The sequence below is a fragment of the Alteromonas sp. ABH2_165 genome, from assembly GCF_056159945.1.
On sequence record NZ_JBSWWF010000009.1, the window covers coordinates 202,852 to 225,713 of the forward strand.

Here is a 22,862-nt window from a genome sequence, read left to right on the forward strand (position 1 = left end):
TTTAGTATGTTATTTATAAGCAGGTTAATTATACGCAACAAGCCATGTTCGACAGCGGGATTCATCGAATTAACTTGTGAGATCATCCCAGCCTAACGGTGTAAAGTCGGGTTAGTCAACCCAACCGCCACAGCGGTTTCCGCTTTGCTGAGACTGTGCGACACTTCCTTCACATCATTGAGGATATTATGAAAAAAACACTTTTGTTCGCCACGCTCGCCATGCTTTCAGGGTCAGCGATTGCAGATTCCTGCCCTTCTGTACTTAAATTCGTAAAGCGTAAACTGAACTCCCAGGAAACCGTCAACCTCTGTGAAGCATACCAGGGCAAGGCGTTACTTATCGTAAACACTGCAAGCTATTGTGGTTTCACGCCACAGTTTGAAGGCCTTGAGGCAATGTATGATAAGTATAAAGATCAGAATTTTGCGATTCTTGGATTTCCCTCGCACGATTTCAACCAAGAAGCCAACGATGAAGGAAAAACCGCTGAATTATGTGAATTGACGTACGGTGTGAAGTTTCCCATGTTCGAGCCTACCGTTGTGACCGGCGACGATCAGGACCCACTCTATCGCATGTTAACCAATGCAACGGGTGAAGAGCCAAGCTGGAACTTCAATAAATACCTGGTAGATAAAAACGGAAAAATTGTTAAGCATTATGGCAGTCGCGTGAAACCTTCCGACGATGAACTGGTTGCCGATATCGAAGCGGCCATGTAATTCCCTTTGCATCGCCCATAAAAAAGCCCCGCAGAATCTGCGGGGCAATCAAGCACACTCAACTTGGAACACACTTTAGCGGTAACGTTATAAGCTGTTAAGCTCTCCCTTAACGTTAATTGCTAACTGCATTAATTTAGTCAATGGTATTATTCTTTAGTTCAATTTTATCAGAAAAATTTTGAAATATTTCTCATTTTGGGCTGAATTTTTTCTTAAGTAGTTGAAATAGAATGAGAATAAAATATAAGAATTAAGAGAAGTAAAGCAAGCAGCGGACTATCAAACATCACCCGGTATCGAAGTTCGCCAAAACGCCAAACGAGAAAAACGATTATCCGCTTACTTGCTGAAATCAGCTTAACAGAGTTGTAGCAATATAGCTTCTAAAATAACCACATATTTACAAATCTGAGCAGCGTGGCACGATAGTGTCATCACGCCACTGAATTAAACCGTTCTATTAAGAAAATTTGCTGAATGCCTGTTTAAAGTCATTAACCAGATCATCGGTCTCTTCAATACCAACAGACAGTCTAATCATACCTTCGGAAATACCCATCTTCTGGCGTTCTTCCAGTCCATTCTCATAAAAAATTGTTGAGGCAACGGGTAGCGCCAGTGTGCGATTGTCGCCAAGATGCGTTGCACAAATCACCAACTGAAGGGCATTAATGAAATTACGTGGGCTGATACGGTCGACTAAATCTACGCTAAGTATTGCACCGTAGCCACCGTGCATAATTTCGCGGGCAATAAAGTGCTGAGGATGCTCAGACAAGCCCGGATAATGCACTTTCTCGACTAACGGATGATTATCCAGGAAAGTCGCCAACTTCATGGCGTTTTCACAGTTTCTGTTCATGCGCAACGCCAACGTTTCCAAGCCTGTAGCAATGGTAACAGCTGACGATGGTGCAAGTGTCGCCCCCATGTCGCGCAGCCCTTTCTTCTTCACCTGCATCAAACCCCATTGCGCGGTATCTGCCACCTGGTAATTGGATTTGATATTTGGAAATTGCGTCCAGTCGAAAGTACCTAAATCGACTACTACGCCACCAAGGACATTCCCGTGACCAGATACATACTTAGTCAGCGAAGAAATCACCATAGAGGCACCGGCGGCTTTGGCATCAAACAGCGGCGGCGGGGTCATGGTATTATCAAGAATAAATAACAGCGACTTTTCTTTACAGAATTGACCGATGGCCTGTACATCTGCCACCTGTGTTGCCGGGTTCGCAACCGTTTCGGAAAACACGGCACGGGTATTCGGTTGATAGAGCGCTTTTACATCGTCTACTGATGTCACATCCGCAAAGCTAATCTGAATACCTAAATCGGCCATGGTGTCGGCAAAGCAGCGGGTATTACCAAACAGGTACTGACTCATAATAATATGGTCACCGGCTTTTAAGAGAGACAATAACGTCCCACTGATGGCTGCCATACCCGTTGCAAAGCACACCGCCCCTACACCGCCCTCAAGCTCATTAAGAATATTCTGCAATGAAGCAATTGATGGCGAAGACGAACGAGAATAAACGTGGCCGAGAACTTTGCCCTGAAACACGTCAATGATGCCCTGCGCATCATCGAAGGCATAAAGTACAGAATTGGTAGTCGCCGTATGTACGGTGCCATCAGCTGGTTTGTTAAGCACACGGTCGGCATGGACCTGACGGGTAGTGAATCCCTGTTTATTCACGCTGAAACTCCACGTTTGAATGGTATTGGATTGTGCAGAATCACTTCGAAGATGATGAGTAGTGTCCGGGGGCAGAACGCAAACAGCACAAGTGACTATGCCAGTGGGACTGAATATTAACTTAATCAGCGGCTTTCGCCCAGTGTCAATTCAGACTATGAGTGCAAGTATACGCTTAGAGGTAAAAATACAGCATGTGATTAACCGTGCTATTTCAATAAATTCGTCTATACATTATGTTTTATTCCAAATTGTCAGCATAAAAATTGTTATTAAGTCTCGTATTTTGCGCGGGCAGTGGCATAATGCCGTCCTCGCTTAATTATCACGCAACGTGAGGAACTATCGTGTTTGAAGTGTTACCCCAACTATCCCCAGATCCAATTCTTGGTTTATCCGCCTCTTTCCGTGAAGATACAAATCCGGCTAAGATTGATTTAGGTGTTGGCGTTTATAAAGATGAGCAAGGCAAAACTCCTATCATGTCTTCTGTGGCTAAAGCCCAGAATATTCTGTTAGAAAGAGAAACCACTAAAACCTATATCACGCCACAAGGTCATCAAGGTTTTATCGACGGCCTGCTGAAACTGTTGCTGGGCGAAAACAGCAAAGTGATGATGGCTGACCGTGTAGCGGCTGTAATGGCACCAGGTGGTTGTGGCTCTTTGCGCATTCTTTCTGAACTACTTGCACGTTGCGGCGACAATCTGAAATGCTGGGTGAGCGATCCTACGTGGGCCAACCACATTCCACTGATTGGTTCAGCTGGCCTCGAAATTAAAACCTATCCGTATTTCGATAAAGAAGCCGCGGGTATCAATTTCGACGCAATGATGGAAACCCTTAAGCAAACGGGCAAAGGCGACATCGTGTTACTTCACGGTTGCTGCCACAACCCAACGGGGGCTGACTTAACTAACGCACAGTGGGATGAAATCCTGGTTCTGGCACAAGAACGTGGTTTCCTGCCATTTATTGACGTTGCTTACCTAGGTTTTGGTGACGGCCTGGAAGAAGATGCTTACGGTATCCGTTTGCTCGCTGAAAACCTGCCAGAAGTTATCATTGCTGCATCTTGCTCAAAGAACTTTGGTCTGTACCGCGAGCGCACAGGTTTAGCTGCAATCGTTACTAACGATTCAGCAACCCGCAAAATTGCTCAAGGACAAATTCAGTCTGTAGCCCGAGCAATCTACTCTATGCCACCAAGCTGGGGCGGCGCTCTGGTAGATATCATTCTGGCTGACACGGCACTGAAAAACGAGTGGATGACAGAAGTGAATGAAATGCGTAACCGTATGTCTTCACTGCGTACGATGCTAGTAGATAAACTTACCGAAAATGGTGCAGATAAAGATTTCAGCTTCTTAAATACGCAGAAAGGGATGTTCTCTTACTTGTGTATTACCCCAGAGCAAGTTCGCGAGATTCGTGCGAAGCACGCGGTTTACTTTGTGGATTCAAGCCGAATTAACGTTGCAGGTATTAACCAAAACAACGTTGATACGCTAGCAAAAGCACTGATTTCAGTACTGTAATTTAAGACAGTGATGAAAACGAAAAGGGTGACATTGTGTCACCCTTTTTTTATTTAAAAATACTCTAACCCGCTAAGTTCATCGTCTATTTCGGTTTGTCCGAAATCACGTGGATGGATGGAGAATGCCCGTAGCCGGGTTTCCATTCTGCCAATAATTCCTGCAGCAAGGGATTCGAGATTGATAAAAGCGTCTTCCGTATTACTGGTTTTAAGTTCCTGCTGAACAATCTCTACCAGATCTTTTCTTAAGTTGGGCTTTAATTCACTGAACGATGGATTTTCTAACACTTTACTTGCAACAGCTTCGCTCAATGCAAGACTACCTGCTCGGCTTGAAAGAAAGGCATCGTGTAGATGATTTTTCATTTGTACAATATCATGGTTCGATTCTTTAAGTGCATGCTCCTGCATCCAGGCCAGAAAACACATATTCAACGCGGGAAGCAGTTTAGTGCCCAAATCAATAAGCAAACTCTGACTGACAAGCTCTGCAGATGCTACCTGTTTAACAAGCAATGAAACATGCTCCGCGTTAAACATTACTCGCTCACCGAAGCAGAACACCGGGCCTTGTTTGCGCAGCGTGGTAAATACTTTTACTGTGGTTTCGTCGCAACCTCCGGCGCGATTATCAAAATACAATGGCCTGTTTTGATGACGGAACTCCAGGCAGGCGTAAATGCCCCGCTCTTTCAAGGCCGACAAGGTAATACGCGCAATATCACTGACATCCTCAGCTTCATTGAGATGTGATAATAACCCCATTCCCATACTATAAAGTGCAGCCTGATTAACGGCTTGCCGGGAAGCGAGTTCTGTTTGCTCATTACTCAGCTTTAAACGTTTTAGCGTTTCAGACTGACTTTGAATGGCCACCAGGGTTTCATGCAGCGGTACAACGTTATATGGCTTAGTAAAATAGTAAGCCACCCCCTGTTTGTACGCGTCTACCATGACTTCTTCGTCTTTAATGTGACTGACAACGACAACAGCAGGCGTGGTGATGGTATCTGGATCGGATTTCTCGGGTACCAGGCAGACTGCCACTTCACCGCCAATTTCCCATTCACTCACCACAATCAAATAACTTTTTTGCTCAAGCATAGATTTAGCCTGAGCAAAGGAGTTTGCTATATCAACGGTGAAGATATCCGACAATGACAACTGATGTATTTCTGCCTGTATCTCATCGGGTTCGACGACGAGTAAATTCAACGGTGCCTCCGGTGCATTTTTGCCATATCAACTAAGGTATAGCTTCTGAAAAGCAATCTTGCACGGAATGCCCTGAAATAAAGGGAAAAAAGCTACCCGCCCCGTTGGGTCGAAGGCCAGGTAGCGGGGAAATTAGGCCGCGAGCACGCTTGGCGTATCAGCAATCTGCCGATACGTTCGGCTGACCATTTTTTGAATTCGACGGCAAGCCTCGACATGCCTGGCATCACGCTGGAAATACACCTGCTCGATCACAGCGCCGGATTCATCAATGAGAAAACTGGCTAGCCGGGCTTGCTTGTGAGGTAAAAACCACTGCAATAAACGCAACTGCTTTTCTTGTGGTGTCTGCAAAATCTTCTGCATAATGCAAAACGGCATTTTCACGGTGTTAACCCGAAAATCGCCACCACAAAATGTGGTAAGTGATTGAGATTTATCTTCACCTTCCTCAGTGCGAACACCAAAGGAATGGATTAAATTGTCGATAGTTTTTAGGCCTGTGTTCATAACACCTCCAAATACTGTACAGATAAACAGTACTGTATAAACGAACACATATCAAGCAAATTGTATAAAAAAAGCCCGAATCGGGCTTTTTTTAATTTATTGCTGATCGACCGCTTGCGGGTCGCTCGGCTGATAATGCCCCACATGCTGTTGTTTTTTGCGGCCACGTAGCAAGTTGCGTACGTCGTGCATCATCATGTACAGACAAGGCACCAGCAACAAAGTAATCACAGTGGCAAATAAAATACCGAATGCCAGCGATACTGCCATCGGGATAACAATTTGTGCCTGTAAACTTTTTTCTGCCACGATGGGCATTAAGCCCATAAAGGTAGTCAATGACGTTAATACAATGGCGCGGAAACGTTGTGTTCCTGCCTGAACGGCAGCATCAATCAATCGGTGCCCTTCTTGTCGTGCCCGGTTTACAAAATCAACCATAATAAGGCTGTCGTTTACCACTACGCCAGATAACGCAATAATGCCGCATATCGACAATACACTCACCGCCAAGCCGAGTACCAGGTGGCCAAAAATAGCGCCAACAATGCCAAATGGAATAACCGACATGATAATAAACGGCTGGCTATAAGACTTCAGAGGAATGGCTAACAGCGCATATATCGCAAACAGCGCGAAGATAAGCCCCTGCGCAAGCCCCAACATAGCGTCTGCTTCCTCTTTTGAGTTACCTTGTAACTTAAAATTCACCCGTGGATAGCGTTCAAGTAAATCTGGCACAATGGTCATCGTGACTTCACGGGTAATTTCACCCGGCTCAATGAGATCTTTATTCACTTTGGCGGTAACCGTAACCGAGCGATTTCCATCAACCCGAAGAATCGAGTCGTACCCTTTGCCCAGGGAGATCTCGCCCACTTCTTCGAACGGAATATCATCGCCATTTGCCGCGCGTACTCGCATTTCTTGCAAATGACTGATAGAGGAACGCTCTTCTTTGGGATAGCGCACCATCACCTTCACTTCTTCTTCATCACGCTGAATACGTTGCACCTCAGCGCCGTAGAAGCCGTATCTTACCTGCTGTCCAAGTTGCTGCAGCGAAATACCCAACGCATCTGCCTGTGGTGTCAGTGATAGCTGAATTTCATCACTGCCCCCAGCAAAGGTATCATTAATATCGGTTACACCTTCGAAGGTCGACAAACGCTGTTTTAACTCAGCACTGATAGACCGTAACGCGTCGATATTGGACGAAGTAAATTCAAAACTGAGGTCGGCACCGCCGCCGAACCCACCGCCAGCGCCGATATCCAGTGTTTTCATTCCAGGTATTTCAGGCAGCTCATCACGCCAGCGTTGATGGATCTCAAAGTCCTTCATTTCACGGCTTTCACCTTTGGTCAGTTCCACGAAGATCTCACCCCCTGTGGAACCGCTGTCAAATGCTACGGCATGTTTGACGATGGCGGCACCAGTTTCGTCAGTGATGGTTTTATCCATACGGCTCATGGCTTCGAGAAGCGTATTGAGAGTTTGGTCACGCTGCTGGATTGACGAACCCGGCTCAAGCTCGAAGGAAGCCTGCATAAAATCGCTGGGAATATTGGGGAAAAACACAAAGCGAACCAAGCCACCCGCAAACAGACCAATGGTGAGTATCATCATTGCCACAAATACAGACAGCGTTAAATAACGATAATGAATAGCTTTTCGTAAAAACGGTGCATATTTTTTATCGACAAAGGTTTTAATGCCTTCAGCAAAGAAGTCTCTGAAACGCTGGAAACGATTCGCTTTTGCCGGGTCGTAAGGCTTGAGCTTCATGTGCGCCAAGTGAGCAGGCAGGATAAGTTTGGATTCCAATAAAGAGAAAAGTAAGCAAACAATCACCACCCACCCGATTGTATTCCAAATTACGCCCATTGGTCCGGAAACCAGAACCATTGGGGTAAACGCAGCTACCGTGGTTAATACGCCGAAGGTGGCAGGCATTGCCACTTTCTTCACGCCGACAATCACGTTCTCGGTAGAGTGGCCTTTTTTATCTATTTCCGAATACGCGGATTCTCCCATGATAATGGCATCATCCACCACAATCCCGAGCACCAGAATAAACGCAAACAAACTCAACATATTGATAGAGACATCGATAGCGTCTGTTGGCATCACCAGCAACGTGCCTAAGAAGCACACGGGTAGCCCCCATATCACCCAGAACGCCAGTTTAATTTTCAGGAACAACGACAGCACGATAAACACCAATAAAGCGCCGAAGAACATGTTCGACAACATCATGTTTAAGCGGTCTGCTAAATAAAACGAACTGTCACCCCACGAATCGGCTGAAATATTCCCCGGGAAGCTGTCGCGGTTTTCGTCGAGGTATTGATTAACCTGCTTGGAAATTTCTAATGCGTTTTGATCGCCCACGGCTCGAACGCGAATATGCACTGCATCTTTGTGATCAAACTCAGAGAACTGATTGTCTTCAACAAAACCGTCGTTGATCTCAGCCACATCACCTAAGGTCACCCGACTGCCGTTGCTGTCGGTGAGCAGAATAATACGGGCGAATTCGTCGCCGCGGTAAGCCTGCCCTTTGGTGCGCAGCAGAATGTCGCCATTTTCCGTTTTTATCGAGCCACCAGGTAAATCAACACTAGAAGCACGTACCACATTTACAACTTCTGAAAATGTCAGGCTATATTTTTGCAATGCAACTTCAGACAGTTCAATAGACACTTCATAGTCACGGGCACCTTCAACAGACACGCTTGAAATACCCGGCAAATTTGCAATGTCATCTCGCATGCTTTTGGCAAATTCTTTTAGCTCACGCTCGCTGGCATCACCGTACACCGACACCCATATAACGTCCTGCTGAATTTTTTGCCGGTACACGACGGGCTTTTCAGTATTGTTAGGAAAACTGGGAATGGCGTCGACGAGCACTTTTACCTCGTCCATCACATCCTGTACGTCGTAGTCGTCTTCTACCTCTATGCTTACCGTGCCCATGCCCTCCACGGCGGTTGAATTAATCTGCTTAATACCTTCAACTTCTTTGATGGCTTCTTCAATTTTAAGGATGACGCCCTCTTCCACTTCCTGTGGGGCGGCGCCCAGATAAGGCACGCGAACGTTAATCACATTAATTTCAAACGCAGGAAAAACCTGTTTCTGAATTGAAAGGGCGGAAAAAATGCCGCCGATGATCAGTATGATCATCAATAAGTTCGCCGCTACACTGTTTCTTGCGAACCAGGCAATGACGCCTTTTTGCGTGTCGACTCTACTCATCGCTACCACCTGTAACATTCAGTTCAATAGCGTTAGCGTCGGTATCGTCTTCCTGTTGTAATTCTTCTCCCGAAATTCTCACTTTCATGCCTTCATAAGGGTTTGGCACTACGCTGAATACCACTTTTGGCTGTTCGGGTAATCCGTCGTTGATATACACATGTTTAGCGGTGGCACGAATCACTTCGACTTCGTTTATTTGTAGCGTGTTCTCATCAGAAACAGTGAGAATAGAATTGTCTAGTCGTAAGACACTGCGAGGAAGTACATAAAGGGGTTGTGACTGGGTGCCTGTTATCTCTGCCTCAGCAAACTGGCCAAAACGCAGTGTGGCGCGGGCAGGATCTTTATTCATATTGTACGGGTCGTTAATCTGAGCCACGGCATAAATAACCCGGCTACCTGAATCGAGAATACCTTCGGTACGCACTAATTTAGCTTGCCAGTGTTGACGTTGTCCCGCCACTTTAGCTGAAAGCACAACCTCAGTGTTGTTGGCTAATTCAGCTTGCAAATCAATATACGCCAATTCAGATTCCGTAATCGGTAAACGCACTTCTGCCACATCAGTGGAATACAGCGTACCGACTTCGCTACCCGATGATACAAATTGCCCCAAATCGATATTGCGAGCAATCACAATACCGTTGTACGGCGCCTTAATTTCAGTTCTGTCGAGATTACGACGTGCTCTTTCGAGTTTGGCTTCTGCGGCTTTAACGTTCGCCTGCTCACTGGCGAGTTGCGGTTTCCGTAAGCCCAATTCTGGCGGTACTTTGGAGTTCACCGAGCGCCATTCCGTTTCAGCCACCTTGCCGCGGGCAATCTCTTCCTGCAACGCTGCCACAGCTTGCGCCAATTCAGCTTCAGCGAGTTTTAATTCGGTTTCATAATCGGTTTGTTCCAGTACCGCCAGTACATCCCCCTTCTTAAACATGCCACCCACTTCAAACACGTCTGCAAGCGACACAACCTGGCCACTTACCTGGGCACTAATTCGCGTCTGGTTTTTTGGCACCACATTACCCTGAGAACTCACCACAAAAGCGGTAGCCTCACGATTCACGACTTGTGCTTCTACCAGAAAATCTTTAGTCACCACCTTTTTTTGCTCAGGTGGCTTTTTCGATGCAATGAAAATGATGGCCAGCAATACGGCGATTAAAAGTACAAGTAATGGTCCGATAGATCTGACCCAACCGCTTTTAGACATGGTGCTTCCTTTATGGGATATCGTTTTGACAGGTAAAGACGCAGCCTCAAGAAGAATGCAAATTACCCTTATAATAATGATGGCGCTAAGTGTAACCGCCTTCCGTAAAGCTGACTGCTTTTAGATTGTTAAATTTTATTTCTAAATCTATAAACCTGTTACAAATAATGTATAGCCTATAAATGACGTTTTAACGCACGGGTTCAGCCTGTCGCTCGCCGCTAAAAAACGTTATATAGCTGATGCGGTTAAAATATCTGCAAAACACCTTGAACTGTTGATATTTTAGACTTAAGTTGTATAGGTATTAGTCGTTTAGCACGAGGGATCCCATGAGTCTAAAAAAACAGTATTTGAAATCTAAACCAGCTTGCAAAGTCACTTTCAGATTAAATGCCAATGAAGCCAAGGAAGCAGAAACCGCGAAACTTATCGGCGATTTCAACGAATGGGATTTAGAAGTCGCGCCTATGAAGAAACTGAAAAACGGTGACTTTACGCAAACGGTAACGTTGGAATCGGACAGCGAGTATCAATTTCGCTATCTGTTAGACGGTGATGTTTGGGAAAATGATTGGGAAGCAGACGCTTATACTCCCTCCCCTGTCTCTCTCGAAGAAAACTCTGTGGTCAGAGTTTAAATACGATTAATCACGGGTAAAGCTCCTGATCATGCAGGAGCCTTAACGGATTCACTGAAAAAGCGCTGTTTAAAGCGCTTTTTCCAGTTCCGGCAGAATTTCAAATAAGTCGCCTACTAACCCGTAATCAGCGACCTGAAAAATCGGGGCTTCTTCGTCTTTGTTTATCGCAACAATGACTTTGGAATCTTTCATCCCGGCCAAATGCTGAATGGCGCCAGAAATTCCTACTGCAATGTACAAATCAGGGGCGACGATTTTACCGGTTTGCCCCACCTGCATATCATTTGCCACAAAGCCTGCATCTACCGCGGCTCTCGACGCGCCAATGGCCGCACCTAATTTGTCAGCGATGGCTTCCAACAGCTTAAAGTTTTCACCATTTTGCATCCCCCGGCCGCCGGAAATAATCACGTTGGCCGCGGTCAATTCAGGCCTTTCCGATTTTGCCATTTCGGCACGGATAAACATCGATTTATCTTTGCCTGCTGGCACCGCCACCGACTCGACAGGCGCGCTATTTCCTTCCACTACACCTTCAAATGCCGATGTACGAACCGTAATAACGTGCTGAGTTTCATCTGACTCAACAGTAGCTATGGCGTTTCCAGCGTAAATCGGACGAACAAATCGGTTCGGCGTTTCAATGGCAATAATGTCGGAAATCTGTGCAACATCGAGTAATGCAGCCACCCTTGGCATAATATTCTTGCCCGTAGTGGATGCGGCGGCCAGAATATGACTGTAATCGCCTGCCAACGTCACTATCAATGCGGTAACTTCTTCCGCCAGCTGGTGACCTAACGATGAACCGTCTGCTAACAATACCTTTGCGGTAGACTCAAGCTTCGCCGCTGCATCTGCTACAGGCACACAGTTTTCACCCGCAACAAGAATATGAATCTCGCCGCCCAACTTAGCGGCAGCCGATACCAGTCTTGCGGTTTCCGGCTTCAGGCTCTGGTTATCATGCTCAGCAATAATCAGTGTTTTCATGAGATCACCTTCGCTTCGTTTTTCAGTTTATCCACCAGTTCAGCCACGTCCGCCACTTTAATCCCAGCACTACGTTGAGCCGGTGGCGTTACTTTTATGGTTTTGACTTTGGATACCAGTGAAACACCCAACTCATCTGCCTCAATGGTATCCAAGGGTTTGCGCTTGGCCTTCATAATATTGGGCAACGTGGCATAGCGGGGTTCGTTCAGTCGAAGATCGGTGGTAACCACAGCAGGCAAATTCAGGCGCAGTGTTTGCAGCCCGCCGTCGACTTCACGGGTTACGGTTATTTGGTCATTTTCTACAGAGACTTCAGAGGCAAAGGTGCCTTGCGGCATATCTGCCAACGCTGCCAGCATTTGTCCGGTTTGGTTATTGTCTGAATCGATGCTCTGTTTACCCAGAATAACCAATCCAGGCTGTTCTTTTTCAACCACCTTATTGAGTAATTTTGCGACCTGTAAGCTATCGAGACTCAGCTCGGTGTTAACATGAATGCCTCGGTCTGCCCCGAGCGCGAGCGCCGTTCGGATTTGCTCATGACAGGCTTTTGTTCCAATGGAAACCACCACAACTTCAGAAGCCATGCCCTTTTCTTTCAGGCGAATCGCTTCTTCTACTGCAATTTCGCAAAATGGATTCATCGCCATTTTAGCATTGGTCAGATCAACCCCGGATTCATCTGCTTTAACACGCACCTTTACGTTGTAGTCCACAACGCGCTTTACGGGAACGAGTATTTTCATTTTGCACCCCATTCTGTCGGTTAATTTATCGCCATGTAACGTGTGGGCCTTTACTTCTTCGACGACAAGCAATAATGCACTGTCAGCATTTGTTACCACTTTTCAAAGCAAGCCTTCTTTCTGTTACCTGACTTTATCTTTACGTTAACGTAAACTTATCATGCAATTTACTTTCTGTTGACGTAAACGTCAACCTGATTACAAAAACAAGCAATGCGGAGGAGTCATGGAAAGAGAATCGATGGAATTTGACGTTGTTATCGTTGGTGCTGGCCCAGCAGGCCTTTCTGCTGCGTGCAGATTAATGCAGCAAGCTTCATCTTTAGCTGAACCTCTGAAGGTGTGCGTAGTTGAAAAAGGTTCAGAAGTCGGTGCGCATATTCTTTCCGGCGCTGTATTTGAAACAACGGCATTAAATGCGCTTTTTCCTGACTGGAAAGAAAAACATGCACCACTGCATGTGCAGGTAACGGAAGATGATATTTACTATCTTCGCGATAAGCAGCGAAGTCATAAAATCCCCAACAGCCTTGTTCCCCGCACGATGCATAACCCTGGGAACTACATCGTCTCTATGGGAAATGTTTGTCGGTGGCTGGCAGAACAAGCGGAAGCCTTAGGTGCAGAAATTTTCCCGGGTTTTCCGGCAGCAGACATTCTGTATGATGACAATGGCGCCGTGGCCGGTGTGATTACCGGTGATATGGGCGTTGCCAGTGACGGTAGCCATAAAGAGGGGTTTATGCCCGGCATGGAACTGCGGGCAAAATATACCCTTTTTGCCGAAGGTTGTCGGGGACATCTGGGAAAGCAATTAATTGAAAAATTCAGTTTAGATAAAGATAGCCAGCCTCAACATTATGCGCTTGGATTTAAAGAAGTATGGGATATCGATCCTGCGCTTCATCAACCTGGCAAAGTTATTCATACCACGGGTTGGCCACTTTCAGAAGCCACTGGCGGCGGCTATTTATATCATGCCGAAGATAATCAGGTATTTGTCGGATTAATTGTAGACCTTAATTACACCAATCCAACTTTGAGTCCTTTTGATGAATTTCAACAGTTAAAACACCATCCTGTATTTAAACGCTATCTCGAAAATGGAAAAAGGGCTTCTTATGGTGCCAGAGCCATTGCGAAAGGCGGCTTTAATTCCTTGCCAGAAATGGCTTTTCCTGGCGGTATGTTGGTGGGATGTAACGCGGGTACCTTGAATTTTTCTAAAATAAAAGGAAATCATACGGCAATGAAATCCGGTATGCTCGCCGCGGACACCCTAATTAAACAAATGACTCAAAGCTCCCAACAGTCGTTAGAAGCAGAATTTAGCCAGCAATTTAAACAAAGCTGGTTATTTAATGAACTACATAGTGCAAGAAACTTTGGTGCTGCAATTCACAAATATGGTGCATTCTGGGGCGGCGCATTTAATACTTTTGAACAGAATGTACTGAGTGGTAATTCAAAATTTGAAATTGCCGACAGGAATGCAGATTACGTTTCAATGAAAAGTATTCAAGATAGCGAAGTTCACACGTACTCTAAACCCGATGGCATTCTTAGTTTCGATAAGCTTTCATCGGTGTACCTGTCGAATACAAATCATGAAGAAAATCAGCCTTGTCACCTTAAACTTAACGATGAATTAATTCCAATCAAGGTGAATTTGCCAAAGTTTGACGAGCCAGCACAGCGCTATTGCCCTGCGGGTGTTTATGAAATTGTACAAGATGGCACGGGCAAAAGTTTACAAATAAATTCACAAAACTGTATTCATTGCAAAACCTGCGACATTAAAGATCCTTCACAAAATATTCAATGGGTAACACCTGAAGGGGGTGGCGGTCCAAACTATCCGAATATGTAAGCGCTCTTAAATAGTGATCTATCTCATTTTTTGTGAGTATTTATCGAATTAAATAAAAAAAGCAGTGTCACGCTGCTTTTTTTAGACTAAAATTCAAATACCCGTTTAATAACATAGAAAACTAACACAAGGTTGATTAATGAGCGACTTTTTAGAAATTTTAACTCACGGAAGACGTTTACAAGGTGCAGTAAAGGATTTAAGCACAGCCGAATTAGAATCTGTACAGGAAAAATTAACCAACATCATCGAGAAGCGTAAAGAAAAAGATCTCGAAGAACAGAAAGAACAGCAAGAAAAAATGCAAAAAATTGCAGACATTCAGAAGCAACTCCAAGAAGCTGGCCTTGATGTTAGTGATTTAGAATCCGCACCTGCAGAAAAGAAATCTACTGGTAAGAAACGTCCCGTTAAATACACGCTAACAGACAGCGATGGTAAAGAGCACCCATGGACAGGTATCGGTCGTATGCCTCGCGTATACAAAGATGCCCTTGAAAGCGGTAAATCTCTCGAAGATTACGCGATCTAATTTCTAAATTTACGTTAATTTACAAAGGCGACATTGGTCGCCTTTTTTAGGTTATGACATGCCCTCCCCGCTAAATTACTCTTATTTTGAAAAAAACGATTCCGATGTACTTTTAGTCGTTATTCACGGTCTATTTGGCACCATGGATAATTTGTCTGTGGTAAGACGCCATTTTGTCGATTCCATGAATGTACTCACCATCGACCTGCTTGATCACGGTGAATCCAAACACATTGATAATTTTTCACTCGACGCCTGTGTGGATGCGTTACTTCCCCTTGTTCAGCAATACAAAAAATCGAAAGTGGCTATCGTTGGTCATTCTCTTGGCGGTAAAGTAGCCATGCGGATTGCACTGCGTTATCCCGATGCGCTGGATTCGCTGATTGTTGCAGATATCGCTCCAGTGACCTACAAACCGCGACATGACGACATATTCAAAGGGCTGAATTCGGTTGATCTCGGTGAAGTAAGCAAACGCTCTGATGCAGATGCTGCAATGAAACCCTTTATCCCGGAAGCAGGCGTACGACAGTTCCTGTTGAAAAGCCTGTATCAAAACGAGCAGAAAAACTGGCAGTGGCGATTTAACCTTGCTGGTCTGGAAGCAAATTATCAGGAAATTATTGGCTGGCAGACTATTGATGCCGTATTTGATAAGCCAACATTGTTTATCAAAGCGGGTAATTCAGATTACATCGATATGAATATGCAAGGCACCATTGCTGATTATTTCCCAAAAGCACGTGCTCACGTTATTGAAGGTGTTGGCCACTGGTTGCACTCTGAGAAGCCTGATGCATTCAATCGGATTATTGAAAAACAGTTGGCGCGCCCATAACAACTGATATAGCGCAAAAATGTCATTCATTTCACTGCGAGTGAGATAAATTGTGTGCTATAGTTTGCGCCGATTTTGGACTAAGTAAAACTATGCTTGCTGAAAATTACGAAACCATCGAATCCATCATGTTCACTTTGGGCCTGATTGGCCTGTTTCTGTTAATGGGCTACGCCGTGCATGATGTTTTGAAAAGTAATGATGTACCGTTGATTGGTCGCGTGGTGGCCTACGGAGTACTTGGCCTGGGTGCACTGGGTTTCGTTGCCAAAGGTATCATTGAGTTGTTCTTCCTGAACACTGGCGTGTAATTTCACAAGACATATCGGACAGAGGTTAATTATGGCAAGTGTTGGCTTGTTTTTCGGTAGCGACACAGGAAATACCGAACACGTTGCGAAAATGATTCAAAAAGAATTAGGTAAAAACCTGATTGATGTTCAGGATATCGCAAAAAGTACTAAAGAACAGATCGCAGAGTTTGATTTGCTTATTTTCGGCATTCCAACCTGGTATTACGGCGAAGCACAATGCGACTGGGATGATTTCTTCCCTGAACTGGAAGAGATTGATTTCAATGACAAACTGGTTGCGATTTTTGGTTGCGGAGACCAGGAAGACTACGCAGAATATTTTCTAGATGCCATGGGCATGGTACGCGATATCGTAGAACCACGTGGTGCTATTCTGGTTGGTCAGTGGCCTACTGAAGGTTACGATTTTGAAGCCTCTAAGGGCATGGCAGACGATGATCATTTCGTTGGCTTAGGTATCGATGAAGATCGTCAGCCTGAACTCACTGAAGAGCGTGTTCGCGCCTGGTGTAAGCAGCTTCACGAAGAGTTATGTTTAGCTGAATTGGCTTAAAGCATATACTTTTAAAAGAAAACGGGCTGCAGCCCGTTTTTTTGTACCTGTGTTAAGTTGTTTTAACTTAAACCTTAAAGCGCTCAATTACCGCCCTCAAGCCCTCCATTTGTTTGTCTACACGGCCACTCGACTCATTGGCCTGGCGTGTGCTTTGCGCACTTTCGTCTGCCAATTTAACAATCGCATCAAGATTACCTGCCACTGCGGTTAGTAATGCGTTCTGCGCATGGGTATCTTGTACAAAAGATTCATTGAAAGCCTGTAGCTTGGCGATAACATCGCTAATGTCGTTCACTTGCTGATAAACCTGCTCACTCACCGACACGCCCTGTTCTGCTTTTTCTTTACTGATGTTAATGGCTGTTACCGCGTTTTGCGCATCACGCTGTAAACTACCAATCATACTCTCAATTTCTTCTGTAGAATTCTGGGTACGGTTGGCCAGAGTCCGTACTTCATCAGCCACCACCGCGAAACCTCGCCCCTGCTCTCCTGCCCGAGCTGCTTCAATGGCAGCATTCAGCGCAAGCAAGTTTGTTTGTTCTGCAATGGTTTTAATGACATCAAGAATAGAGCCGATATTTTTACTGTTTTCTTCAAGACGACCGATAATAGTTGCAGATTCCAGCGCCTGCGCAGATTGCTCTGCGACCTGCTGACGATTTTGCTTCACCATATCAGACGTTGCCCTTGCTTGTTCGGCCACGCCATTTAACTCATTAAGCGCTTGTTCAATCATCGCCAGGTTTTTCTGACTGGTTTCACGGACATTATCGGTGTCAGCTGAAGTTTGGTGCACCCGATCTCGTTGTTGATCCACCAGCGACAAACTGCGTTCGCCCATTTTCATGCTTTCCTGAGCAACGCTAAGTACGGCACGCTCTTTATCCTGAATGTTACCGATAAGTTCTCGCAGAGCATCAGCCAAGCTGTTTACCTTTGCAGCGAGATCAGCAAATTCATCGTTACCATCTTGTGCCAAACGATAAGATAAATCCCCCTGACTCAAGCGCCCGAGCCCAGCGTTAATTCTGCCCAGTGGCCCCGCGATGCTCTTTCTCACGGTTAAGGTAAGTACGACAGCTGCCAACAGGCCAATACCGCACACAATGAGAGTATCGAGTAAACTATCCTGAACCGTGTCGAGAATAAGGTTTTGTCCTTCGAGGGTTTCTGCAGACACTTCATCATAGAGCGTATTAATTGTCGCCATGGCGTCGGTGAAGGCATGATTGGCAATAAGTCTGCTATTTGCTGCAAGCTCGATACGCGCTATTTTATTTTCTTGCAGAGCAATTATGCCGTTGTCACCTTCAATAAATCGCACTACCTCGGCATATTCAGATTGAAATTTCTCTACAATGCCGTCTGTATCCATGCCGTCGGCTGAGCGTAAAAAGTACGCTTTATCAACATCCAGGTTGCTCAGTTGATAATTGAGGTCTGATAATAATTTAGCGGACTGGTTTGGTTTAACCGATTCGACAAGTTCACCCACTAACGCACTGAGCGTAATGAGCTTGTTATCGATGTTCGTCCCCAGGCCCGCTAGCGCATCAAAACCAGGCTGGTCCGACTCAAGAAAGCTTAAATCCATCATCAACGCACCAGCTTCATTGATGTGCGCCTGGGCACTGGTTAGTTTCTTAGCCAAAGCAAACTGGTCTTCTTTGCTCTCTTCCAGGGCAGCATACATTTTCATGCTTTCACTAATAAATAACTGAGTGGACTCTACAGCCTGTGCAGCTTCCTGATTATTCGAAAAGTGCGTGTCGAACACCGACATCTCTTCAGCCAATACTTCACTTAGTGCAGCGAATTCCGCGTGGTTTTCTTTGAGCGCTGTGGCTTCTTCGGTGAAATAACCGTTTACCGATATGTTGGCCAATAGCTGGCTATCGGTTTTAAGCGACATCATACTCGTTTGCAGCGGCATTTTTTCTTCTACCACGGCACGGGCAGATTGCCGAATGTCGGTTAAACCCAGGTAAGCAAGCAAGCTGGTAGTAAGGAGCAGGCAGCCAAATAAAGCAAAACCCAATGTGATTTTTTGAACTACTGTTAAGCGCATTAGACGGTCTCAACCCTTTGTAATCATGAAATCAGTGCATTGCACTGATAATCTTAATTTATATTGTTATTTTTTGCGTAATTCAGTCGAAAATTAACATCGCCTTTTGACCTGCATATTGACTGAATTACAAGAGGTCATACCTGTCTTTAAGATTAACCTTATTAATCTGATAATAAAATAACATGTTTTATTTTTGTTAAAATACTGAGGGAAATCGTTTTACTCTCACATCGTTATCACTGGTGAAAAAATGAATAGTGCGCATCAACAAGCGCAAATAAATGTGAAGAATTCGTCGGCATGTACTTTCAAATGAAAACAAAGTACCTATAATGAGCGATTAAATAAAAGTGCGTATAGAAGTGGTTATCTATGGATCAAAATAAAGAACTGAAAAAAGCGGGCCTAAAGGTCACGCTTCCTCGTTTAAAAATTCTGCAGATACTGCAGGAGCCGGCTAATCAGCATATCAGCGCTGAAGACGTGTATAAGATCCTGATTGATCAGGGCGAAGAAATTGGTCTGGCTACCGTGTATCGCGTCCTTAACCAATTCGACGATGCGGGCATTCTTAACCGTCACCATTTTGAAGGCGGTAAGTCAGTTTTCGAAATCAGCCATAAAGAACACCACGACCATCTCGTTTGCCTAAAGTGTGGCAAAGTTATTGAGTTTGAAGATGAGCTTATTGAACAACGTCAGATCGAAATTGCTGAACGGAACAACATAAAGCTAACGCATCACAGCCTCTATCTTTACGGTGAATGTAAAGACGGCAACTGTGACAAAACAGAATAAGAAAAAAGCCTGCTTTGAAGCAGGCTTTTTTTACAACTCAAATTTGTGGCGATTAAACACGCGAATAGCTTGTAGCCAAATATCCCCGACTTTGCCGCTACCTACCGGTTTGTCATCTACCGATGTCACAGGCGCGATTTCTTTGCTTGAACTGGTCAACCAAACCTCATCGGCATTATCCAGTAAGGCTTTCGTTATGGGCTTCTGCTGCACCTCAATCCCCTCAAGCTTGAGGCTGTCGATCACCAGTTTACGGGTGATACCCGGTAGAATTTGATTATCGAGAGGTGGGGTCATAATTACGCCGTCTTTTACGACAAATACATTGCACGCACTTGCTTCGGTAACTTCGCCTTTGTGGTTCAGTAAGATTATTTCCTGCTTTCCGGCACTTTTGCCTTGCTGAAAATGCATTACGTTACCTAGCAAAGAGGTCGATTTAATATTGCAGCGTTGCCAGCGTTTATCTTCACCGGTGATCACGGAAAAAACAGGCACTTTGTTTATGTCTTCAACTGGCGGCGCAGCCGTAGCAAAAGCAAAGGCAAACACCGTTGGCGGAATATCTTCCGGATACCCATGCGCCCTATTCATCACGGTGCCTCGGGAAACCTGAATATAAATTCCAACAGAGTCAGACTGAAGATGTTGTGCGTTTTTCTGCACCAGCGCAGAGACCAGTTCACGCCATTCTATTTCGGATTTAGGATTGGTAATAGACAACGCATCAAGACCGTCTTGCAGTCGAGACAGGTGTGCGCCCATGCCAACGGGCTTGCCGCCAAGAGTGGGAATTACTTCATAGATACCGTCGCCAAAGAGAAAACCACGGTCCATAGGAGATATTCTGGCTTCTTCCAGCGGAAGATACGAATCGTTTAAAAAAGCCGTTGTCATCAGTAACACTTATTCCTGAAAAAATCGTTTAATCTTAGTTTCTTTGAGAAGCCAGATACTTCTGGCATTGTTTGCATCGACAGGTGTAAAAGCAAGTTCACTTCCTGCCACGGCCTGGGCTAATCGCGGGATGTCGTAACTGGCAACAACGCCAATTTTGGGATAACCGCCCAAGGTTTGCCGATCGGCGAGCATTATAATTGGCTGACCATCGGATGGCACCTGTACAGAACCGAAATTAATCCCCTCTGAACGCATCGCCGTTAACGAACTTGGCACAGCGGCCCCCGACAACCGCATGCCCATACGATCGCTTTGCGGCGCAACGGTATAAACAGATGAATAGAAGGTTGCTTGCGTCACGCTGTCAAAGGCAAGATGCTGATAACCCGGAATAATGTCGACAGCTGTGGATAATGAAAAATCAGGACGTAACGAAGACGGTATTTTTCTGGTCGGAGTTATTGCTCTTGCCTTCATTGGCAAATCATCTCCCGCCTTCAGCGGCGAACCGTCCCCTCTAAGCCCACCCAGTTTTTCTCGCATTACGGTACAAGCCGAACCTGCCACTGTGGGAACCTGCCAATCCGCCGACACCGCAAGATAATAGCGCTGCCCTATTTGCTCAGCCGATACTTGAATAGTTTGCCCGGGCTTTACCGTTACCGCTTGCCAGGTCGGAAATTCGCAGTCATCAATGGTGAGGTGAACATCGGGCCCGCATAAGGCAATGGTAGCCGCCATATTAAAACGAAAAGCGGCATTCCCCACAATTTCGATGGCTGCGGTGTCGATAGCATTACCACACAACCACTGAGCAAACCGAAAACTCATGGGGTCCAACGGACCAGAGCCTGAGAAACCCTGGTCCTGCATACCAATTCGACCGCCATCCACCAGCAGACTCACAATTCCAGGGCTGATTACGTTAAGCGCCGTCATGCTTGTATATCCCACTGTCGAAATGTGTCTTCGTCGATACCATAAAACGATACCGTATCGCCCATGTTTAATAGCGCCGGTTGCTCTGCCCCAGAGCGAAACATGGCTACCGGCGTAAGTCCGAGTAACTGCCATCCGCCGGGCGAGCGCTGCGGGTAAACCGCACTTTGTTTATCGGCCAGGGCCACAGCACCAACGGGAACGGCGGTACGAGGCGATTGTCGTCGGGGCACGTTTAAGGTATCAGCACTGTCACCCAGGTAAGCAAAACCTGGCGCAAACCCCACCGCGTAAACACGATATGTGGTGGCTGTATGGGTATTGATAATGCCATCTTTACTGAGGCCGGTTAAACGAGCAATATCTTCCAAATCATTGGCTCCAGGCGCGCCGTACCACACGGGAATACGGTGGTGTTTACCGGCAATGACATTATCCTGGCTAACGGGTAATTGGCGAATAAACTGATACACACCATGATCATCAATAGCGAATGGATCGAAGATGACTAGCAGAGAATCAAACGACGGTATGGCTTCACGAAGCCAAATTGGCGAGGCGGCTTTCAATGCCTGATGACAATTCGACACTCTGGCACTGGTTGCCTGAGTATCGTTGTCTGAGAAGTATAATATCAGTCCATCCAACCCGGCATACTCAATACGGCTGACGGCATTAAATGGCTGCATCATTTAGCATCGTCCTGAAGGTTTTTACCATTTCCACAGCGCCGGTTGAATCGCCGTGTACACATAACGTATCGACTTCCAGCGGTAGCTGGCGGCCACTTTCTGTTGTCACAGTGCCATCGGCAAGTAGTTGACGCACCTGTGTTTCAGCTTGTTGCGTGTTAAGCACAGCCCCCGCGAGTCGCCGAGACATCAGATAGCCATCATCGGTATAGCGACGATCGGCAAACGCTTCAAACATCAACGGTAGTGAAAACTGCGCCGCTTCTTCACGCAACAGATTTGCCGAAGGGTGCGCTTGAATCATCAATGTCAACTTGCCGTTGCCGATTTCAGCCACCGCCTCCATCACGGTCTGACGGATGCGCTTGTCTTGCATCAAATCGTTATACAGTGCGCCGTGGGGCTTAACGTAGCGCACGGTTTCACCTTCACACACTGCCATGCCGCTCAGGGCCGCCACCTGATATTGAATACAGGCTTTGAGTTCTAAAGGGGACATGGCCATTGAGCGTCGGCCAAAACCTTGTAAATCAGGATAAGAAGGATGCGCACCTATTGTTACACCAGCGCTAGCTGCGGCTTTAATTGCCTGTTTCATAACAACCGGATCGCCAGCATGAAAGCCACAGGCAATATTGGCCTGGTCGATATAATCCATTACCGAGGCATCTACCGGCATGGTCCAGGCCCCAAAACTCTCACCCAAATCGCAATTCAACTTCATAATGGTTTAGCTAACTCCGACAATTCGTTATCATACTACCTGTATTTACTTTTACAGTCAG

At 45.8% G+C, this 22,862-nt stretch carries 21 protein-coding genes; 9 read left to right on the top strand and 12 right to left on the bottom strand.

All coding sequences use genetic code 11. The features are described 5' to 3' along the window. The first annotated feature begins 188 nt into the window (after positions 1-188). Positions 189-725, top strand: a complete 537-nt coding sequence (locus ACXAFQ_RS17705) for a glutathione peroxidase (protein WP_474824729.1) — start codon at positions 189-191, stop codon at positions 723-725. A gap of 463 nt (positions 726-1,188) precedes the next feature. On the opposite strand, the gene ACXAFQ_RS17710 is transcribed toward ACXAFQ_RS17705, so the two are convergent. Further along, complete coding sequence (locus ACXAFQ_RS17710) at positions 1,189-2,433, bottom strand: cystathionine gamma-synthase family protein (protein WP_474824730.1); 1,245 nt, start codon at positions 2,431-2,433, stop codon at positions 1,189-1,191. A 347-nt stretch (positions 2,434-2,780) separates the two neighbouring features. Here ACXAFQ_RS17710 and ACXAFQ_RS17715 point away from each other — a divergent pair, with 347 nt between their 5' ends. Then, positions 2,781-3,971: an amino acid aminotransferase gene (locus ACXAFQ_RS17715; RefSeq protein ID WP_474824731.1), complete on the top strand. Its 1,191-nt coding sequence runs from the start codon at positions 2,781-2,783 to the stop codon at positions 3,969-3,971. A 53-nt stretch (positions 3,972-4,024) separates the two neighbouring features. On the opposite strand, the gene ACXAFQ_RS17720 is transcribed toward ACXAFQ_RS17715, so the two are convergent. The 4 genes from ACXAFQ_RS17720 to ACXAFQ_RS17735 all read right to left on the bottom strand — a co-directional run bounded on the left by ACXAFQ_RS17720 (position 4,025) and on the right by ACXAFQ_RS17735 (position 10,175). Further along, on the bottom strand, positions 4,025-5,188 hold the full coding sequence (locus ACXAFQ_RS17720; protein WP_474824732.1) for a hypothetical protein: 1,164 nt from the start codon (positions 5,186-5,188) through the stop codon (positions 4,025-4,027). A 132-nt stretch (positions 5,189-5,320) separates the two neighbouring features. Continuing rightward, positions 5,321-5,698, bottom strand: coding sequence for a hypothetical protein (locus ACXAFQ_RS17725; RefSeq protein ID WP_474824733.1), 378 nt, complete (start codon positions 5,696-5,698; stop codon positions 5,321-5,323). 96 nt (positions 5,699-5,794) lie between these two features. Further along, positions 5,795-8,962 carry an efflux RND transporter permease subunit gene (locus tag ACXAFQ_RS17730; RefSeq protein WP_474824734.1) on the bottom strand — a complete coding sequence of 1,056 codons (3,168 nt, stop codon included), beginning with the start codon at positions 8,960-8,962 and terminating at the stop codon, positions 5,795-5,797. Continuing rightward, on the bottom strand, positions 8,955-10,175 hold the full coding sequence (locus ACXAFQ_RS17735) for an efflux RND transporter periplasmic adaptor subunit (RefSeq protein ID WP_474824735.1): 1,221 nt from the start codon (positions 10,173-10,175) through the stop codon (positions 8,955-8,957). Before ACXAFQ_RS17735 ends, ACXAFQ_RS17730 begins: the two co-directional genes overlap by 8 nt. Before the next feature lie 332 nt (positions 10,176-10,507). Here ACXAFQ_RS17735 and ACXAFQ_RS17740 point away from each other — a divergent pair, with 332 nt between their 5' ends. After that, positions 10,508-10,816: an isoamylase early set domain-containing protein gene (locus tag ACXAFQ_RS17740; protein ID WP_070127753.1), complete on the top strand. Its 309-nt coding sequence runs from the start codon at positions 10,508-10,510 to the stop codon at positions 10,814-10,816. 69 nt (positions 10,817-10,885) lie between these two features. Here the strand turns inward: ACXAFQ_RS17740 and ACXAFQ_RS17745 are convergent, their stop codons facing one another. Both ACXAFQ_RS17745 and ACXAFQ_RS17750 read right to left on the bottom strand, forming a co-directional pair. Next, entirely contained in the window at positions 10,886-11,812 is a 927-nt protein-coding gene (locus ACXAFQ_RS17745; RefSeq protein WP_474824736.1) for an electron transfer flavoprotein subunit alpha/FixB family protein, read from the bottom strand. Further along, positions 11,809-12,561 (bottom strand): electron transfer flavoprotein subunit beta/FixA family protein, encoded by a 753-nt coding sequence (locus tag ACXAFQ_RS17750; protein WP_474824737.1) that lies wholly within the window; start codon positions 12,559-12,561, stop codon positions 11,809-11,811. The genes ACXAFQ_RS17745 and ACXAFQ_RS17750 overlap by 4 nt, the downstream gene beginning before the upstream one ends. Before the next feature lie 226 nt (positions 12,562-12,787). On the opposite strand from ACXAFQ_RS17750, the gene ACXAFQ_RS17755 reads away from it, so the two are divergent. From ACXAFQ_RS17755 to fldA, 5 genes are all read left to right on the top strand, one after another. Beyond that, on the top strand, positions 12,788-14,431 hold the full coding sequence (locus ACXAFQ_RS17755) for an electron transfer flavoprotein-ubiquinone oxidoreductase (protein WP_474824738.1): 1,644 nt from the start codon (positions 12,788-12,790) through the stop codon (positions 14,429-14,431). 139 nt (positions 14,432-14,570) lie between these two features. Further along, a complete protein-coding gene (locus ACXAFQ_RS17760; protein WP_474824739.1) occupies positions 14,571-14,963 on the top strand; it encodes an H-NS histone family protein in 393 nt (130 codons plus the stop codon). 58 nt (positions 14,964-15,021) lie between these two features. After that, the gene (locus ACXAFQ_RS17765) at positions 15,022-15,804 is read left to right on the top strand and encodes an alpha/beta fold hydrolase (RefSeq protein WP_474824740.1); all 783 of its coding nucleotides are present in this window, start codon (positions 15,022-15,024) and stop codon (positions 15,802-15,804) included. A gap of 92 nt (positions 15,805-15,896) precedes the next feature. Further along, entirely contained in the window at positions 15,897-16,115 is a 219-nt protein-coding gene (locus ACXAFQ_RS17770; RefSeq protein ID WP_474824741.1) for a DUF2788 domain-containing protein, read from the top strand. 31 nt (positions 16,116-16,146) lie between these two features. Next, entirely contained in the window at positions 16,147-16,671 is a 525-nt protein-coding gene (fldA, locus tag ACXAFQ_RS17775; protein ID WP_070127759.1) for a flavodoxin FldA, read from the top strand. A 67-nt stretch (positions 16,672-16,738) separates the two neighbouring features. Here fldA and ACXAFQ_RS17780 read toward each other — a convergent pair whose 3' ends face one another. After that, positions 16,739-18,745 carry a methyl-accepting chemotaxis protein gene (locus ACXAFQ_RS17780; protein WP_474824742.1) on the bottom strand — a complete coding sequence of 669 codons (2,007 nt, stop codon included), beginning with the start codon at positions 18,743-18,745 and terminating at the stop codon, positions 16,739-16,741. Positions 18,746-19,120: 375 nt separating this feature from the next. On the opposite strand from ACXAFQ_RS17780, the gene fur reads away from it, so the two are divergent. Further along, complete coding sequence (fur, locus tag ACXAFQ_RS17785; protein ID WP_474824743.1) at positions 19,121-19,546, top strand: ferric iron uptake transcriptional regulator; 426 nt, start codon at positions 19,121-19,123, stop codon at positions 19,544-19,546. Positions 19,547-19,576: 30 nt separating this feature from the next. On the opposite strand, the gene ACXAFQ_RS17790 is transcribed toward fur, so the two are convergent. The 4 genes from ACXAFQ_RS17790 to ACXAFQ_RS17805 are packed head-to-tail and all read right to left on the bottom strand — an operon-like array spanning position 19,577 to position 22,801. Then, complete coding sequence (locus ACXAFQ_RS17790; protein WP_474824744.1) at positions 19,577-20,443, bottom strand: aminotransferase class IV; 867 nt, start codon at positions 20,441-20,443, stop codon at positions 19,577-19,579. Positions 20,444-20,452: 9 nt separating this feature from the next. Beyond that, positions 20,453-21,385, bottom strand: coding sequence for a 5-oxoprolinase subunit C family protein (locus tag ACXAFQ_RS17795; RefSeq protein ID WP_474824745.1), 933 nt, complete (start codon positions 21,383-21,385; stop codon positions 20,453-20,455). Further along, positions 21,382-22,077, bottom strand: a complete 696-nt coding sequence (gene pxpB, locus ACXAFQ_RS17800; protein ID WP_474824746.1) for a 5-oxoprolinase subunit PxpB — start codon at positions 22,075-22,077, stop codon at positions 21,382-21,384. Before pxpB ends, ACXAFQ_RS17795 begins: the two co-directional genes overlap by 4 nt. Then, the gene (locus ACXAFQ_RS17805; protein WP_474824747.1) at positions 22,061-22,801 is read right to left on the bottom strand and encodes a 5-oxoprolinase subunit PxpA; all 741 of its coding nucleotides are present in this window, start codon (positions 22,799-22,801) and stop codon (positions 22,061-22,063) included. The genes pxpB and ACXAFQ_RS17805 overlap by 17 nt, the downstream gene beginning before the upstream one ends. Positions 22,802-22,862: the final 61 nt, after the last annotated feature.